Origin of the sequence: Sphingobacterium sp. ML3W, from assembly GCF_000747525.1 — a bacterium.
Classification (GTDB): Bacteria; Bacteroidota; Bacteroidia; order Sphingobacteriales; family Sphingobacteriaceae; genus Sphingobacterium.
On the sequence record NZ_CP009278.1, the window covers coordinates 2,879,009 to 2,895,321 of the forward strand.

General features: G+C 36.8%; 12 protein-coding genes and 1 riboswitch. Of the genes, 7 read left to right on the top strand and 5 right to left on the bottom strand.

What is annotated here, in order from left to right; translation table 11 throughout:
- Positions 1–6: 6 nt before the first annotated feature.
- Both mqnE and KO02_RS12340 read right to left on the bottom strand, forming a co-directional pair.
- On the bottom strand, positions 7–1,206 hold the full coding sequence (gene mqnE / locus KO02_RS12335) for an aminofutalosine synthase MqnE (protein WP_038698718.1): 1,200 nt from the start codon (positions 1,204–1,206) through the stop codon (positions 7–9).
- A 98-nt stretch (positions 1,207–1,304) separates the two neighbouring features.
- A complete protein-coding gene (locus KO02_RS12340; protein WP_038698720.1) occupies positions 1,305–3,131 on the bottom strand; it encodes an ABC transporter ATP-binding protein in 1,827 nt (608 codons plus the stop codon).
- 193 nt (positions 3,132–3,324) lie between these two features.
- Between KO02_RS12340 and KO02_RS12345 the strand changes: the two genes are divergently transcribed.
- The 4 genes from KO02_RS12345 to KO02_RS12360 all read left to right on the top strand — a co-directional run bounded on the left by KO02_RS12345 (position 3,325) and on the right by KO02_RS12360 (position 8,473).
- Entirely contained in the window at positions 3,325–4,494 is a 1,170-nt protein-coding gene (locus KO02_RS12345; protein ID WP_038698722.1) for a pyridoxal phosphate-dependent aminotransferase, read from the top strand.
- Positions 4,495–4,506: 12 nt separating this feature from the next.
- A complete protein-coding gene (locus tag KO02_RS12350) occupies positions 4,507–5,349 on the top strand; it encodes a prephenate dehydrogenase (RefSeq protein ID WP_235212249.1) in 843 nt (280 codons plus the stop codon).
- 257 nt (positions 5,350–5,606) lie between these two features.
- A riboswitch (SAM riboswitch) is annotated at positions 5,607–5,721 on the top strand.
- Between the two features lie 224 nt (positions 5,722–5,945).
- Positions 5,946–7,253, top strand: coding sequence for an O-acetylhomoserine aminocarboxypropyltransferase/cysteine synthase family protein (locus KO02_RS12355; RefSeq protein ID WP_038698724.1), 1,308 nt, complete (start codon positions 5,946–5,948; stop codon positions 7,251–7,253).
- 38 nt (positions 7,254–7,291) lie between these two features.
- Positions 7,292–8,473, top strand: coding sequence for a homoserine dehydrogenase (locus KO02_RS12360; RefSeq protein WP_038698726.1), 1,182 nt, complete (start codon positions 7,292–7,294; stop codon positions 8,471–8,473).
- A gap of 457 nt (positions 8,474–8,930) precedes the next feature.
- Here KO02_RS12360 and radC read toward each other — a convergent pair whose 3' ends face one another.
- The gene (radC, locus tag KO02_RS12365) at positions 8,931–9,620 is read right to left on the bottom strand and encodes a RadC family protein (protein WP_038698728.1); all 690 of its coding nucleotides are present in this window, start codon (positions 9,618–9,620) and stop codon (positions 8,931–8,933) included.
- A 189-nt stretch (positions 9,621–9,809) separates the two neighbouring features.
- On the opposite strand from radC, the gene KO02_RS12370 reads away from it, so the two are divergent.
- Positions 9,810–10,268, top strand: coding sequence for a peptidylprolyl isomerase (locus tag KO02_RS12370; protein ID WP_038698730.1), 459 nt, complete (start codon positions 9,810–9,812; stop codon positions 10,266–10,268).
- Positions 10,269–10,291: 23 nt separating this feature from the next.
- The gene (locus KO02_RS12375; RefSeq protein ID WP_038698732.1) at positions 10,292–10,693 is read left to right on the top strand and encodes a DUF5606 domain-containing protein; all 402 of its coding nucleotides are present in this window, start codon (positions 10,292–10,294) and stop codon (positions 10,691–10,693) included.
- A 73-nt stretch (positions 10,694–10,766) separates the two neighbouring features.
- Here KO02_RS12375 and KO02_RS12380 read toward each other — a convergent pair whose 3' ends face one another.
- Complete coding sequence (locus tag KO02_RS12380) at positions 10,767–11,807, bottom strand: quinone-dependent dihydroorotate dehydrogenase (protein ID WP_038698734.1); 1,041 nt, start codon at positions 11,805–11,807, stop codon at positions 10,767–10,769.
- A gap of 50 nt (positions 11,808–11,857) precedes the next feature.
- On the opposite strand from KO02_RS12380, the gene KO02_RS12385 reads away from it, so the two are divergent.
- The gene (locus KO02_RS12385) at positions 11,858–13,774 is read left to right on the top strand and encodes an ABC-F family ATP-binding cassette domain-containing protein (protein WP_038698736.1); all 1,917 of its coding nucleotides are present in this window, start codon (positions 11,858–11,860) and stop codon (positions 13,772–13,774) included.
- A gap of 149 nt (positions 13,775–13,923) precedes the next feature.
- On the opposite strand, the gene KO02_RS12390 is transcribed toward KO02_RS12385, so the two are convergent.
- Positions 13,924–16,299 (bottom strand): endonuclease MutS2, encoded by a 2,376-nt coding sequence (locus KO02_RS12390; protein WP_038698738.1) that lies wholly within the window; start codon positions 16,297–16,299, stop codon positions 13,924–13,926.
- Positions 16,300–16,313: the final 14 nt, after the last annotated feature.

Genomic DNA, 16,313 nt, shown 5'->3' on the forward strand with positions numbered 1-16,313 from the left:
TATATCTTAATTATTTACAACAGGAAGTGCATAATAATTCTTCTTCTTGCTGTTTTCTTCAAAAACCACGTCTTTATAATCCGTGACGACATGGTATAATGTATCCCGTTCAATTGGGTGACGACCTACATTCCGGATCAGCTCGACCAATTGTTGCGTTGACATACCTGGATTTTGTTCCTCAGCACCTGCCATACTATAGATCTTTGTTGTATCATCTAAAGTGCCATCAATATCATCAACCCCAAATGCCAACGACATCTGCGCCGTATCACGAGAAATCATTGCCCAGTATGCCTTTATATGAGAAAAATTATCCATATATATACGGGCTATTGCATAGTTCCTTAGATCCTCAATAACAGAAACCTCAGGAACATGGGACATTTGATTTTCTTTATTTCTAAATTTTAATGGAATAAAGGTTTGGAATCCTCCAGTCTTATCTTGTAGTTGACGAAGACGCTCCATATGATCCACACGATGCCAATAAGCTTCAATATGCCCATATAGCATAGTTGCGTTGGTATGCATTCCTAATGAATGAGCCTGCTCATGGATATCTAACCATTGCTCAGCGGTACATTTATCGTGCGCTATCTTTTCTCTGATTTCTGGATGGAATATTTCAGCGCCTCCACCAGGCATTGAATCCAAGCCACAGGACTGTAAATATTTCATACCTTCATAATGGCTCAGCTTCGCCTTCTTGAAAATGTAATAATACTCTACAGGTGTTAGCCCTTTTATATGTAATGAAGGACGATGCTCTTTGCACTTTTTAAAGAACTCTGCATAGAACTCTAGATTTTGTTTTGGTACAACGCCACCTGTAATATGTACTTCAGTGACAGCTTCGTCATCATACTTCTTTACGATATCCATCATTCCTTCCACATCCATCTCCCAGCCTTCTGCTCGTTCCTTAATCATACGCGAATATGAACAAAACTTACAGTCGTATACACATACGTTTGTAGGTTCAATATGAAAATTGCGGTTGAAATAGGTAACATCACCATGTCTTTTCTCGCGAATATAATTCGCCAAAACACCCAAATAACCCAATTCGGCTTTTTCGTAAAGGTATACACCTTCATCAAATGTGATACGTTCTTCTTGCATCACTTTATTTGCTATACCTCTTAACTCACTATCCAAAAGTGGATTAGAGATTAAGAAGTTTAATTTTTCTTTAGCATCCATTAGCATGTCTCCTAGTCTATAGCAAATGTACCAAAAACAAGGCTAAATCCGTAGAATTTAGCCTTGTTTTTGGTACATCAATATGAGGTCAGCAACAATTAGTCTGTGAATTGTTGCATATCTATCAATTTTCTATATAAGCCTTCTTTTTGAATCAATTCGCTGTGACTTCCAAACTCTACAATTTGTCCTCCATCGATAACAACTATTTTATCTGCATTCTGAATGGTACTCAATCTGTGTGCAATGACAATAGTTGTCCGATTGTCCATGAGTTTATATAACGAATCTTGGACTAGTTTTTCTGATTCGGTATCCAATGCCGACGTTGCCTCATCCAACAACATGATTGGTGGATTTTTCAAAACAGCTCTAGCAATACAGATTCTTTGACGTTGGCCACCTGAAAGTTTTGCTCCACGATCACCAATATTTGTTTGATAGCCTGCTTCAGTTTTTAAGATAAATTCATGCGCATTTGCAATTTTTGCTGCAGCCTCCACCTCTTCTTGAGTTGCATTTGTATTCGAAAATGTGATATTATTAAAGATGCTATCGTTAAATAAAATAGACTCTTGATTCACCATTCCAATCATTCTTCGCAAGGATTCCTGATCCAAATCTCTTAAATCTATGCCATCAAATAGAATTTTACCTGCAGTGACATCCATAAAACGTGGGATTAAATCAACTAACGTAGATTTTCCTCCACCAGATGGTCCTACCAACGCAATTGTTTTCCCCTTTTCGATGGTTAAATTGATTCCTTTCAAAATAGCTTTCTCTCCATAAGCAAAATCAACCTGCTGTAATTCAATAGATTGATTGAAATCAGACACTACTTTCGCATTGGGTTTATCCGTCACCTCACTTTTTGTGTCGATCAATTCCAAAACACGTTCACCTGCCGCAATGCCATTATGGATATTACTAAAGGCATCCGTCAATGCCTTTGCTGGACGCATAACCTGTGAAAATATAGCGATATAGGCAATGAATTCAGAAGCTCCAAACTCGTCACTACCTGACAAAACCAAATTACCTCCATATAACAAGATAATGGCAACCATGATTACACCCAACAATTCAGAAACAGGTGATCCCAATTGTTGACGTCTCGCCATTGCACGCATAATACCTGCATAATGATCATTTTCATCATTGAATCTTTTTTTAACGAAATTCGTACCATTAAATGCCTTGATAATACGAACTCCCGATAAAGCCTCATCCAGATAAGAAATCATATTGGCATAAGATGTTTGACCTGCGATTGCTTGTGCCTTTAAAGTTTTCACAATTTTAGATATGAAAAACGCCGATATAGGAATCACGAGCATGGCAAAAAATGTTAATTTTGCCGATATGATAAAGAGCATCACTAAATAAGCAACTAGCTGAAGAGGCTCTTTAAATGCAACCTGTAAGGTACCTGTAACAGAATATTGTACAACCTGAACATCCGATGAAACTTTTGAAATAATATCACCCTTACGTTGACCATTAAAAAACCCCAAATGCAGGTCCATGACATTGTCAAAAACTGTCTTACGCAAATTCAACAACGTGTGTATACGTAAATTCTCCATTATACGCTGTGCTAAATAGCGAAATAAGTTACTAATAAATACAGAAATAACGATGACTATACAGACGTATTTCAGAGCACCGTAAGCACCAAATTGTTGGTTTGCTAAACTAGCGTAGTAATTAAAATGGCCAAGAATATCAAAGTATCCTTCTGGTTTTTCTAATACTGCCTGTGCAGAAACCTGATCAGTATTAAACAAAGTCTGTAATAACGGAGCTAATAAGGCCAAGTTTAAAGTACTAAATACAACCGTGATTAACGTACAGATAATGTACGGGACTGCATATTTCTCAATGGGCTTGGCAAAAGATAATAACCTAAAGTAAGTTTTCATTTATAATATTAAGGTAGCAAAAATAGTAAAATTACCCGCAATACGTGAGGAATACTTACCTATAGAAAAAATCTTGCATCTGGATGATAGAATTAATTTTCTTCAACAATTAGCAATTAAAGCGACAAATTACTATTATTTTAATAGAAAAACCCTAATTTAGTCTTTGTAAATTGTAAAATACCAGAATATAATGCAGATAGAAGTTGCCAAAAGGTTGCAACAAACCGAAGAATATTATTTCTCCAAAAAATTAAGAGAGATTGACGAGCTTAATAAAGCAGGGGCTCGCGTGATTAATTTAGGCATTGGAAGTCCTGACCTACCTCCTCATCCTGAAGTGATTCAGACATTGAGCACGGAAGCGGCTAAGACCAATGTACATGGTTATCAAAACTATAAAGGATCTCCGGTTTTGAGACAAGCTATTGCAGATTGGTATCAACGATATTATCATGCTACATTCAATGCAAATACAGAAATCTTACCCTTGATAGGATCTAAAGAAGGTATCGTCCATATTTGCATGACCTATTTACAAGAAGGAGATCAGGTTTTAATACCTAACCCTGGCTACCCTGCCTATGCTGCAGCAGTTCGTCTAAGCGGGGCAACAGCAATCACCTATGATTTAGCAGAGGAAACAGATTGGTTACCGAACCTAAAAAAGCTTGCTGAAAACGATCTGTCGAAAGTAAAATTAATGTGGATCAATTATCCTCATATGCCAACCGGTGCAAGTGCCAGTGAAGCATTCTATCATGAATTGATTGCCTTTGCAAAAACACATCATATTTTGATCTGTCATGATAACCCATATAGTTTTATATTGACCGACGCTCCTAAAAGTATTATGTCCATAGATGGGGCAAAAGAAGTCGCTTTGGAATTAAATTCGCTCAGCAAATCTTCTAATATGGCCGGATGGCGTATCGGTATGTTGGTTGGCGCAGAAGAACGCATCAATGAAGTATTGCGATTCAAAAGTAATATGGATTCGGGTATGTTCTTGCCAGCTCAGCTTGCTGCAGCAAAAGCATTGCAGCTGGATAAAGCATGGTATCAAGAGTTGAACACCATTTATAACGAAAGAAGATTTCTGGTATTTGCTATCATGGATTTACTGGGCTGTGTTTATAAAAAGAATCAGGTGGGTCTATTTGTCTGGGCTAAAGTTCCTGAAAATTACGCGTCAGGATACACTTTAAGTGATGAAGTTTTGGATCTCGCACGTGTATTCATCACACCTGGAGGAATATTCGGCAGCGCAGGAAACACCTATATTAGAATTAGTTTATGCGCCTCAGTTGAAGTTTTAAAAGAGGCAATTACACGGATTAAGGTAGCAAAGGAAACGAATTAAGATTAGAATAACATGATAAATATAGCCATTATTGGCGTCGGTTTAATTGGCGGCTCAGTCGCCATGAAACTAAAAGAAAAAAGATTCTGCGATCAAGTTTTTGGTGTAGACAAAAGTGATGCAAACCTTAACAAAGCAATGCAAATTGGCTTCATTGACCACAAAGCGACACTGGAAGAAGCTTTGGAAAAATGTAAGGTTATCATTTTAACCGCTCCTGTAGATGCAATCATCGCTTTAGCACCAAAGTTACTCGATCAAGTAACAGATCAGGTTATCGTTGACATGGGCTCTACCAAACTAAATATCTTACAATTGATTTCTGACCACCCTAAACGTGGACGCTATGTCGCTGCGCATCCTATGGCAGGTACAGAGTATTCTGGACCTGAAGCCGCGCTCCCAAATCTGTTTAAAGATAAAATGATGGTCTACGTAGAGGCATTTAAATCTGATGAAGATGCCTTCGAACTAACAGATTCTATTACTGAATTGCTGGAAATGCGTTCTTCTTTTATGACAGCCGAAGAGCATGACACTCACACAGCCTATGTCTCTCATATTTCACACTTGACCTCTTTTGCTTTAGCCCTAACAGTTCTGGAAAAAGAGAAATCGCAAGGTAGAATTTTTGAGTTAGCAGGTTCCGGATTTGAATCAACAGTACGTTTAGCGAAAAGTTCACCTGATATGTGGACTCCTATTTTCAAACAAAATAGAGTAAACGTATTAGAAGTATTGGAAGAAAACATCAAACAGCTTCAAGCCTTGAAAGATGCCATTCAAGACGAGAATTATAGCGAACTACATAAACTCATTAAAAAATCGAATAAGATTAAGCGCATTATAAAATAGGCACTTTACACCATCTGGTAAACATTGTGTGTAAAGTGTCGAAGGATCATTATATAAAAAAGATAGGAGGCAATGCTCCTATCTTTTTATTCTGGTTACCTCAAACACGTAATCCATCTACACTCCTCTAAATCCTTGTTTTATTTAATTATTTAAATAAATAGCAAAAAATATTTTGCTTTATAAAAATCAAGGCATATATTTGCAATGTACTTCAAATAGAAATACATCTAATCAAAACCTTTCAATCAGGTCTTGATTTATAAAGAAGTGGCGAGAGACTGGCTCAATGACCCACTGGCAACCTTCAAAATACGTTTGAAAAGGTGCCAATTCCTGTCCAAAGTAATACTGCTTTGGAGGATATAAATGAAACGACAATGATAATCACATTACAACAAAACAAGAAGGTAAATTCTAAAACCAACGTAACAAGCACAACTTTTGCATCGACTTCGACGCGAATGTGTTGGCACATGTTTACGTTTTCTTGTTAATCAATCTGTTTTTAATTTATTGATTGCGAGTACATATTCATGTGCGAAGCCCTATCCCCTTTTTACTAATGAATCTTTAACTAATTAATTATAACTATAATGTCTACAAATAAAAATTTGAAATTCGAAACACTGCAAGTGCATGCAGGTCAAGTTGCTGACCCAACAACTGGTTCACGTGCAGTGCCTATATATCAAACAAGTTCTTATGTATTTGAAAACGCAGAACATGGCGCTAATTTATTTGCATTAAAACAATTTGGAAACATCTACACACGTCTTCAAAACCCTACAACAGATGTTTTTGAAAAACGAGTAGCTGCTTTAGAAGGTGGTGTAGCTGCACTAGCTGTTGCTTCTGGCCAAGCAGCGCAATTTATTGCATTAAACAACATTTTAGAAGCTGGAGATAACTTTGTTTCAAGCAGTAATGTCTACGGTGGTACTTATAATCAATTTAAAGTAGCGTTCAAAAGACTAGGTATTGATGTACGTTTTACAAAAGAAACTACAGCTGAAGACTTTGAATCATTAATCGATGAAAACACAAAAGCACTTTACTTGGAAACTATCGGAAACCCAAGTTACGATATCCCTGATTTTGACAAAATAGCTGCTGTTGCTAAAAAACATGATATTCCACTTATTGTTGACAATACATTCGGTGCAGCCGGCTATTTATTCAAACCCTTAGAGCACGGTGCCTCTGTAGTTGTTCAATCAGCAACAAAATGGATTGGTGGTCATGGAACTAGCATCGGCGGTGTTATCGTTGATGGTGGAAATTACAACTGGGGAAATGGTAAATTTAAACAATTCTCAGAACCATCAGAAGGATATCATGGATTGGTATTTGCAGACGTATTTGGTATTAATGGCCCATTTGGCAATATCCAATTTGCTATCCGTGCGCGTGTAGAAGGGCTACGTGATTTTGGTCCTGCAATATCGCCTTTCAACTCATTCCAACTGATTCAAGGTTTAGAAACATTATCCCTACGCGTTCAGCGTCATGTAGACAATACGTTAGAAGTAGCAAAATGGTTAGAATCACATCCACAGGTAGAAAATGTAAACTATCCAGGATTAAAGAGTTCACCAAGTTATGCTAACGCTCAAAAATATCTAAAAAATGGCTACGGTGCTGTTCTTTCTTTCCAAATTAAAGGCGACGTAACAAAAGCTGATGAATTTATTGACAGTCTAGAATTAATCAGTCACGTGGCAAATGTTGGAGATACAAAAACATTAATCATTCACCCTGCGGCTACAACTCATCAACAGCTTAGTGATGAAGCAAAAAATGCAGCAGGAGTATTTGTAGGCTTACTTCGTTTATCTGTCGGTATCGAGCATATTGATGATATCAAAGCAGATTTACAACAAGCATTCGATAAAATAAAATAATTCAGATAGCAACATTATATAAAGCGCAAAAAATAACTATGAGTAAGAAATTAACGATTGGAATGTTTGGATTCGGAGTTGTAGGGCAAGGATTGTACGACATTATCAAGACTAAAAACTTAAATTTAGAAATTAAAAAATTTGTCATCAAAAATGCTGACAAACAAAGATCACTACCTGCTGAATTATTCACAACAGATGCTGAGGCTATTCTCTCAGATCCTGAAATCAATACCGTTGTAGAATTGATCGACGATGCAGATGCTGCCTATGCATTAACTGTTCGTGCGCTTAAATCTGGAAAAAATGTAGTATCTGCAAATAAAAAAATGATTGCTACGCATTTAGAGGAACTAGCTTCCATCCAACAAGAATATGGCACAAGCCTACTCTACGAAGGTGCAGTTTGTGGTAGTATTCCTATTATACGTAATTTGGAAGAGTATTACGACAACGAGCTATTGCACGCTGTAACGGGTATCTTTAACGGTTCTTCCAACTTTATACTCTCAAAGGTATTTAATGAAAACCAACCATACGCAGATGCTTTAAAAGAAGCTCAAGATTTAGGTTTTGCAGAAACAGATCCTACCTTGGACGTCGGTGGATTTGACCCTAAGTACAAGTTGACAATTGTTGCCGCTCACGCATACGGTATAAATGTCAACCCAGATGACGTATTTAACATAGGGATTGATAAATTGGGTGTTCAAGACATACGCTTTGCTAAAGAGAAAAATTTTAAAATAAAACTTATCCCTACAGCTCGAGAAATCGATCAAAATAAAGTTGTCCTTTATGTCATCCCTAAGTTCATCAGCGCTGATAACATTTTGTTCAATGTTGAAAACGAAAACAACGGCGTACTTGTAAAGGCTGCTTTCGCGGATGAGCAGTTTTTTTATGGTAAAGGAGCTGGAGGTCATCCAACAGGTTCTGCGGTATTATCTGATATCACAGCGTTGCGCTATGATTATAGATATGAATACAAAAAACACTTAAACACAAATGCACTGTCATATAGTACCGACCATGAAATCAAAGTGTATTTAAGATATGAGGACGATAGCTTAATCGAAAAATTAGGCTTTTCTAACATCATCGAAAGATATTACGCTCCAAATTTTAAATATGTAATCGGAACAGTCAATTTACAGAAAATTACAGCATTTAAATCTGAAATTAATCAAACAGGAAACTTCATTGCAGAGATTGACTAAATAATACATTAAGAAACCGAATATCAACCAACCCTAGCTTGCTTTTCGCAGGTGAAAAACGTTGGATCTGTGTCAGATCCAACGTTTTTTTGTTAAAAAAGTGCAAATGTCTGGTCTAAATAAAAAGATGGCCGAAAATTTGCTTTATAATATTATATTCACTACATTGTGGAGTTACTAAATATATAAAATATTATAAATTATGGCTAAGTGGTTAACAATTCTACTAATTATGGTAGGCAACTTGGTTTTTGCAGATACCATTAATACACAACAAAATTCTAATTCAAGTTATATCATTCTTGCAGTTGTCGCTTTGCTGGCAATTGTCTATATCCTGTATAGGAGACAAAAGAGAAAATTTAACGATTAAACGAAAGTGGGGAGATTTAATTTCCCCATTCTCACGGGGAAAACCCAATATTTTTCAACCTGCTTGTGCTCAGTTTTTCGGTTATTAATCTAATAATCCATCATCTCGAAAACTGTAGTACGCATTGTCGGTAAAAATCACATGATCATTGACCTTAATATCCATGAGTTTAGCAGCGTCGATGATTTTTTTAGTTATTACCTTGTCTGCTTGACTAGCATGTAAGGTTCCTGAAGGATGATTATGAATCAAAATCATCGAATTTGCCTTACAATTCAAAGCATTTCTTAAGATAATCCGGACATCAACTGGTGTAAAATCATTTCCCCCTCTACCGATCAACTGTTTATCTAAAATTTTACATGCTGTATTAAGATATAATACCCAAAATTCTTCATGAGGAAGATCTTGTAATTGATATTTAAAATATTCATATACGCGCTTGCTGCTATTGAGTACAGGTCTTTCAATTTGAATAGATTCCTTTCTTCTACGTCCCAATTCAAGGGCCGCAATAATACTAATAGCTTTTGCCTCTCCTATTCCTTTAAAATTACATAAATCGATAACTTCCATTTTGGAAAGATTATCCAGATTATGTTGCGCACTGGATAAGATTCGTCTGCATAATTCCACAGCAGTTTCATCCCGAGATCCAGAACCAATTAAAATTGCCAAAAGCTCTGCATCTGACAAAACCCGACGTCCTTGTTCCAGTAATTTTTCTCGTGGGCGATCAGACTCTGCCCACTCCCGAATAACCAGTTTGCTCATATCATTAAAATAAATTGAATTTAAGGTCTATATTATGGACTAATATAAGTCTAAATATAAAAGATAATATTATTAGAATCAATTATTTAAATAAATATTAATGCTTCTTACTTAATTCGATCAAGTATTCTTTTTTTCAAATCGTTTTGAAATCTTATATTTGTAATTGAACATATTTATTTTAATAAAATGAGTAAAGCGATTATCAAAACAGAAAAAGGCGACATGACTGTACAATTCTATACAGCAGATGCTCCAAATACAGTTGCAAATTTCATCAAATTAGCGAAAGAAGGATATTACGACGGATTAACATTCCACCGTGTGCTTCCAGACTTCGTTATTCAAGGTGGATGCCCAAATTCACGTGAGGGTGCTTCTGGTATGCCAGGAACAGGTGGCCCAGGTTACAAAATTGATTGTGAATTGACTGGAGAAAACCAATACCACGACAGAGGTGTATTATCGATGGCTCATGCTGGTCGTAACACAGGTGGATCTCAATTCTTCGTTTGCCACAGCCGTACCAATACAGCACATTTAGACAGAAACCACACTTGTTTTGGTAAAGTTATCGAAAATGTTGATCTAGTAGATGAGATCCGTCAAGGTGATCGTATTTTAAGTATTGAAGTTATCGAAGATTAGTTCTCGATAAGTAAAAGTGTATTATGAATTTAAGAGCATTAGTTTCTGTAACAGGAAAACCAGGTTTGTTCAAATTAATTGGACAAAATAAAGGAGGGTTTATTTTAGAGTCTTTAGATAGCGCTAAAATAAAATCAGTAGTTAGCTTATCTACTACCAAAATGGCAACTTTAGAAGACATTACAATCTACGGAGAGGAAGAAGAAATTCGTTTATTGAATGTTTTTGAAACAATCAAAGAAAAAGGATTGACAGTAGATGCAAAAGCAGATGGTCAAGCATTACGCGACACTTTCCGTGAAATTGCACCAGGTCATGATGAATCACGTGTGTATTCATCAGACATAAAAAAGATTTTCACTTGGTACAACATCATTAAAGATTTACCATTATTTGAAGAAGAAGCTCCTGCTCCATTGGTATAATCTTATCCAAAATAAAAAAGCGCGTTCTTACTATATGGTAAGAACGCGCTTTTTTATATATAAAATCTAGCTTCTACTTACCCGCTTGGGCAATTCCTTTACAGATTTCCGAAACTAAAGCAGGACCTTCGTAAATAAATCCTGTATAAATTTGGATAAGACTTGCACCCGCATCCAACTTTTCTATAGCATCTGCAGCAGAATGAATGCCACCGACGCCAATTATTGGAAAAGAACGATTTGATTTTACAGCTAAATAGCGAATGACTTCTGTCGAACGTTTCGTCAACGGAGCACCGCTCACACCACCCATTTCTTTTACCAGATTTGCATCACTGCGTAATCCTTCTCTAGAAATAGTCGTATTTGTCGCTATAGCACCCGCAATGCCAGTTTCCTGCACAATCTCGACAATATCATCCAATTGACTATCGGTCAAATCGGGTGCAATTTTCAATAATATTGGCTTCTTACTGGTTTTACGTTCATTCAATTCTTGAAGTGTATTCAAAATATGTTTCAAAGGTTCTTTTTCCTGCAGGTCACGTAACCCTGGCGTATTAGGGGAACTTACATTAACAACGAAATAATCAACATAATCAAATAATGCATTAAAACAGTATATATAATCATCTACCGCTTGCTCATTTGGAGTTATTTTATTTTTACCAATATTTCCCCCAATCAATAGACCTTTGCGATCATCGGCAGATAAATGTTTGAGACGATTAGCGGCCACATCAGCACCTTGATTGTTAAAACCCATGCGATTGATCAATGCCTTGTCGGGCACTAAACGAAACATACGCGGTTTATCATTACCGGGTTGAGGCCTTGGTGTTACAGTACCAATTTCGATAAAACCAAAACCAAAATTAGCCATATCGGTAATATATTCAGCATTCTTATCAAATCCGGCTGCTAATCCTACTGGATTTTTAAACTTTAGACCAAACACTTCACGCGCTAAGTTCGAGTTTTCATAAGTATACAGGCTACTTAATAATTTTTGAGAACCCCAGATTTTTGAGAATACTTTTAACCCTCCTGTCACCGTATGGTGCGCAGATTCAGGATCCATTGAAAAGAAAATAGGTTTTACCAACTTGTACATGTTACAAAGGTAGCTAAAGAAGAAGAAATTTCATTACTTTTGCAATCGAAATGATATCAATAAATAACTTAACATTTGAAATAGGCTCACGCGCATTGTATGATGAGGCTAACTGGCATATTAAACCTGGCGATAAAGTCGGTCTAATTGGTGCTAACGGTACTGGTAAATCTACTTTATTGCGATTAATTGTAGGGCAATATTCACCTACTTCTGGCAGTATATCGATGGCTAAGGACTTGAAGCTTGGTTACCTTAACCAAGATTTATTATCTTATCATTCTGATAAAAGTATTTTACATGTAGCAATGGAGGCTTTTGAACGCCAAAATCAGCTGCATTCAGAAATAGAAACCTTACTCCAAAAATTAGAAACAGATTATTCTGATGATATTCTAAATAAATTAAGTGACAAGCAAATGGAATTTGAGGCCTTAGATGGCTACAGTATCGAATTTCGTGCGCATGAAATTTTAGCAGGTCTAGGTTTTTCAGAAGATGAACAGAAGCGTCCTTTAGCAACCTTCTCTGGAGGATGGCGCATGCGTGTCATGCTAGCCCGTATCTTATTGCAAACACCAGACATCTTATTACTGGATGAGCCAACCAACCACATGGATCTACCATCCATTAAATGGTTAGAAAATTATCTGCAAGGATTTGAAGGCGCCATTGTTATCGTTTCTCACGATAGATATTTCTTAGACCGTATTATTAAGAAGACGGTAGAGTCAAGAAAAGGCAAGCTTACACTCTATGCCGGTAACTACAGTTACTATTTAGAAGAAAAAGCATCGCGAAGTGAGATTCAAGCTGGTCAATTTAAAAACCAACAAGCCAAGATTAAACAAGAGGAACGTTTGATCGAACGTTTCAGAGCCAAAGCTTCAAAAGCGAAAATGGCGCAGTCACGTATCAAAGCTTTGGATAAGATGGAAAAAGTAGAAGATGTAGATGATGACAACCCAACTGTAAACTTCAGCTTTAAATTTTCGAAACCATCAGGAAGACACGTCGTAACCTTAGAAAAGGTTTCTAAGTCTTATCCAAACCTCGAAATACTAGAAGACACAGAAGGTATCATCGAAAAAGGCGATAAAATTGCTTTAATCGGTGCAAACGGGAAGGGTAAATCTACCTTATTACGTATAGTCGCTGGCGCAGATCTAGAATTCGAAGGGAAATCTGAACATGGCCATAATGTATCGCAAACGTTCTTTGCACAGCATCAGTTAGAAGCATTACATCTAGAAAATAGTATTATTGCAGAGATGCAAGCTTTTGCTCCTAAACATTCGGAAACAGAAATACGCTCCATATTAGGTTGTTTCTTATTTTCAGGTGACGATGCCTTTAAAAAGATTAAAGTCCTTTCAGGAGGAGAGAAATCACGCGTTGCCCTAGCAAAAGCATTGACAGCTGATGCTAACTTTTTGGCACTCGATGAGCCTACCAACCACTTGGATATGCAATCGGTGAATATTTTGATTCAAGCATTGCAACAATTTGAAGGTACGTTGATTGTGGTATCCCACGATCGTTACTTCTTAGATCACGTGGCAAACAAAATTTGGTATATCGAAGATAAAAAAATCAAAGAGTATCCAGGTACTTACCAAGAATTTGAAGATTGGAATTCAAAACGCATAATCAAACCAGAGGAAAAAGTGGTAGAGAAAAAAGCGGTAGCGGAAGAACCTAAAAAAGCAAAAACTGCTCCATCTGATGATAAATTCAAATTGATTAGCAAAAAAAATAAAGAACTAGCAGCGCTAGAACTAAAAGTTGCTGAAAAAGAAATTATTGTGAAAGCACTGGAAACGGATTTAGCGACGGAAGTAATCTATTCAAATGCTGTTAAACTGCAGGAATATACGCGCAATTATAATTCATCCAAAGCTGAGTTAGAACAATTACAAAAAAATTGGGAAGACTTAGCAGAAGAAATAATGGAACTAGAGGATTAATAGCAATTATTCCCTTCATAAAAAAAGTTCAGTAGAATAATCTACTGAACTTTTTTTATGAAGATATTTTTACAGCAATTGTAATGATATTCTTTTAAGATATAAAGCTTTATCTGGAAGAGCACTATATCACAGCCAGTTCACCATTATTATAAATAAGCGTATGTAATACCATCCCCACCACGATCCTGATGTTCATCTTCGAATCGAGAGACATGACTATATTTCCTTAGATAGTCTCGAATAAATTTACGAAGGATTCCATCACCCTTACCATGGATAATTTTCAACGATGGGTAACCAATCATTACTGCCCTATCCAGCACCTTTTCCAACTCGTACAGCGCATCTTCTGTTCGCATACCACGAAGGTCAATTTCTGGATTAAAATCTGCAACAGCATGTGCTGAAAGGGTCTTCGACCCAGCCTTTGCAGCTTTTTTCAAGTCTTTTCCCGCTAATTTAATGACATTTTTTCGCTTCTGAACTGTCCTCAACTCTCCCATAGCCAATATCAAATTATTCTTAGCAATCTCCAGTACAACAGCTTCGTTATCCGAATCAATGATCTTCACCCAATCTCCAACAGCAATTTGCTCGTTAAGATCCACAACCGCGACTGGCTTCTTCTCTATCTTCTTATCCTTGGGTAGCATAGTAGAAAATGAACTATCCAATTTCGCCCTTATAAGTTTAGTTTTTTCTTTGTCGGCCTGTGCCAATTTAATTTCAGCTACCGTATTTTCGATTAATTTATTAGACTGTTTAATTAGTGACTGCGCTTCCTCTTTTGCCTTCTTCAGAATAACTTTTTTATTATCTTCCAAATAAGACTGCAACTCTTCATAATCAGATTTGATACGAATTAACTCTTTTTCTCTTTTCGTTATCGCCACCTTGGTATCGAATATCTCTTTCTTCTCGCGCTCCAAATCCACCAAAAGTGTATCGACCTTTTTCTGGTGGTTTCCTACTTTCATTTTAGCTAAATGAATAATTTCCTTATTCAATCCTATTTTTTGCGCAATTTCAAAAGCGTAAGAACTACCAGGTTTACCGATTTGCAAAATATAAAGCGGTTTCATAGCCACATTATCAAACAACATCGATGCATTCTCCAATCCTGTAGTCTGATTAGCAAAAACTTTCAAATTAGAATAATGGGTAGTCACTACACCACGAATGTTTTTCTTATTCAACGTTTCTAAAACTGCCTCTGCAATTGGGCCACCAAACAATGGGTCTGTACCAGTACCAAATTCATCGATCAAAACCAAAGTACGCGCATTTGCAAACTCAGTAAAGTATTTCATCTTAGAGAGATGCGCACTATAAGTACTCAAATCACTCTCTATCGATTGATCATCACCAATATCTGCAAATATTTGTTTGAAGACCCCTAATTTTGAATTGGCATCAGCCGGTATCAACAAACCCGATTGCAACATCAATTGCATCAAACCTACAGTTTTCATACAGACCGATTTACCACCAGCGTTAGGTCCTGAAACCACAATGACCCTTTGTATCTCATCAATCTTAATATTCAGGGGCACAATTGTCGTCCGTTCCTGTTGGGCATGCAAAGAAAGCAATGGGTGACGAGCATTCACAAGGTCAATCTCTGGCTCTTTCGATAATTCAGGCATTTCCGCCCCAATATCCAAAGCGAACATAGCCTTTGAACGTACAAAATCCACCTTTGTCAATAAGCCATCGTAAGATAACATCAACGGGATATGCGGTCTGAGTTTGGACGTCAATTCAACAAGAATTCGAATCACCTCACGTCTACGTTCAAACTCTAGATCTCTCACTTTATTATTGAGGTGAAACACCTCTTCTGGCTCTATATAAGCTGTTTGACCTGTAGCAGACTCATCGTGAATAAGCCCCTTTAGCTTACGTTTGTTCTCCGCTAAAATAGGAATACAAAGTCGACCATCCCTGATAGTTAAATTGCCATCTGCCGTCCAACCACTATTTTGTGCAGTCTTAAAAATAATATCAATCCGCTTACGTGCCTCTTGTTCTGCTTTCAAAATACCTTGAGAAAGATCTAGTAAAAGGCGAGAAGCATTGTGCTTCATTTTACCGCGGTCATCAATGATCATCTCGATATCACGTATGATCTGTTTCTCTATTGGAAGATGTTCAAAAAGTAATTCTAAATTTGGGTACTGCCCCTCTCGATCATTAAAATATCGAATAATGGCGTAAACAGTTTTCAATGAAAGAAGAACACGATGGAACTCCTCTTCCATTAAAAAAGCACCTTCAACTCTTGCTTTTTCAACTAAAGTCCGGATGGGATATAGATGATCTACTGGTAGCGCGTCATCGCTAGTCAATAGATCCTTGAATTCATTTGTTTGACGTAAAAATTTATCTATCTGATCAAATCGAGTTTGCGGTTGTATTTTATCAACCAAATTACGCCCCGACTCACTGATACATTTTTGTTTTATCAACTCCTTAATCTCGGCAAAACCGAGCTTATCACTTGCGTTATTAGGATAAATCATGTTTTATATTCGTA

What these genes read in the sequence shown, in the direction of transcription:
- radC (WP_038698728.1), bottom strand. Translation starts at nt 9,620, where the DNA reads ATGAGCAAACTGGTTATTCGGGAGTGGGCAGAGTCTGATCGCCCACGA.
- KO02_RS12380 (WP_038698734.1), bottom strand. Translation starts at nt 11,807, where the DNA reads ATGTACAAGTTGGTAAAACCTATTTTCTTTTCAATGGATCCTGAATCT.
- KO02_RS12385 (WP_038698736.1), top strand. Translation starts at nt 11,858, where the DNA reads ATGATATCAATAAATAACTTAACATTTGAAATAGGCTCACGCGCATTG.
- KO02_RS12345 (WP_038698722.1), top strand. Translation starts at nt 3,325, where the DNA reads ATGCAGATAGAAGTTGCCAAAAGGTTGCAACAAACCGAAGAATATTAT.
- KO02_RS12390 (WP_038698738.1), bottom strand. Translation starts at nt 16,299, where the DNA reads ATGATTTATCCTAATAACGCAAGTGATAAGCTCGGTTTTGCCGAGATT.
- KO02_RS12350 (WP_235212249.1), top strand. Translation starts at nt 4,507, where the DNA reads ATGATAAATATAGCCATTATTGGCGTCGGTTTAATTGGCGGCTCAGTC.
- KO02_RS12355 (WP_038698724.1), top strand. Translation starts at nt 5,946, where the DNA reads ATGTCTACAAATAAAAATTTGAAATTCGAAACACTGCAAGTGCATGCA.
- mqnE (WP_038698718.1), bottom strand. Translation starts at nt 1,206, where the DNA reads ATGGATGCTAAAGAAAAATTAAACTTCTTAATCTCTAATCCACTTTTG.
- KO02_RS12340 (WP_038698720.1), bottom strand. Translation starts at nt 3,131, where the DNA reads ATGAAAACTTACTTTAGGTTATTATCTTTTGCCAAGCCCATTGAGAAA.
- KO02_RS12370 (WP_038698730.1), top strand. Translation starts at nt 9,810, where the DNA reads ATGAGTAAAGCGATTATCAAAACAGAAAAAGGCGACATGACTGTACAA.
- KO02_RS12360 (WP_038698726.1), top strand. Translation starts at nt 7,292, where the DNA reads ATGAGTAAGAAATTAACGATTGGAATGTTTGGATTCGGAGTTGTAGGG.
- KO02_RS12375 (WP_038698732.1), top strand. Translation starts at nt 10,292, where the DNA reads ATGAATTTAAGAGCATTAGTTTCTGTAACAGGAAAACCAGGTTTGTTC.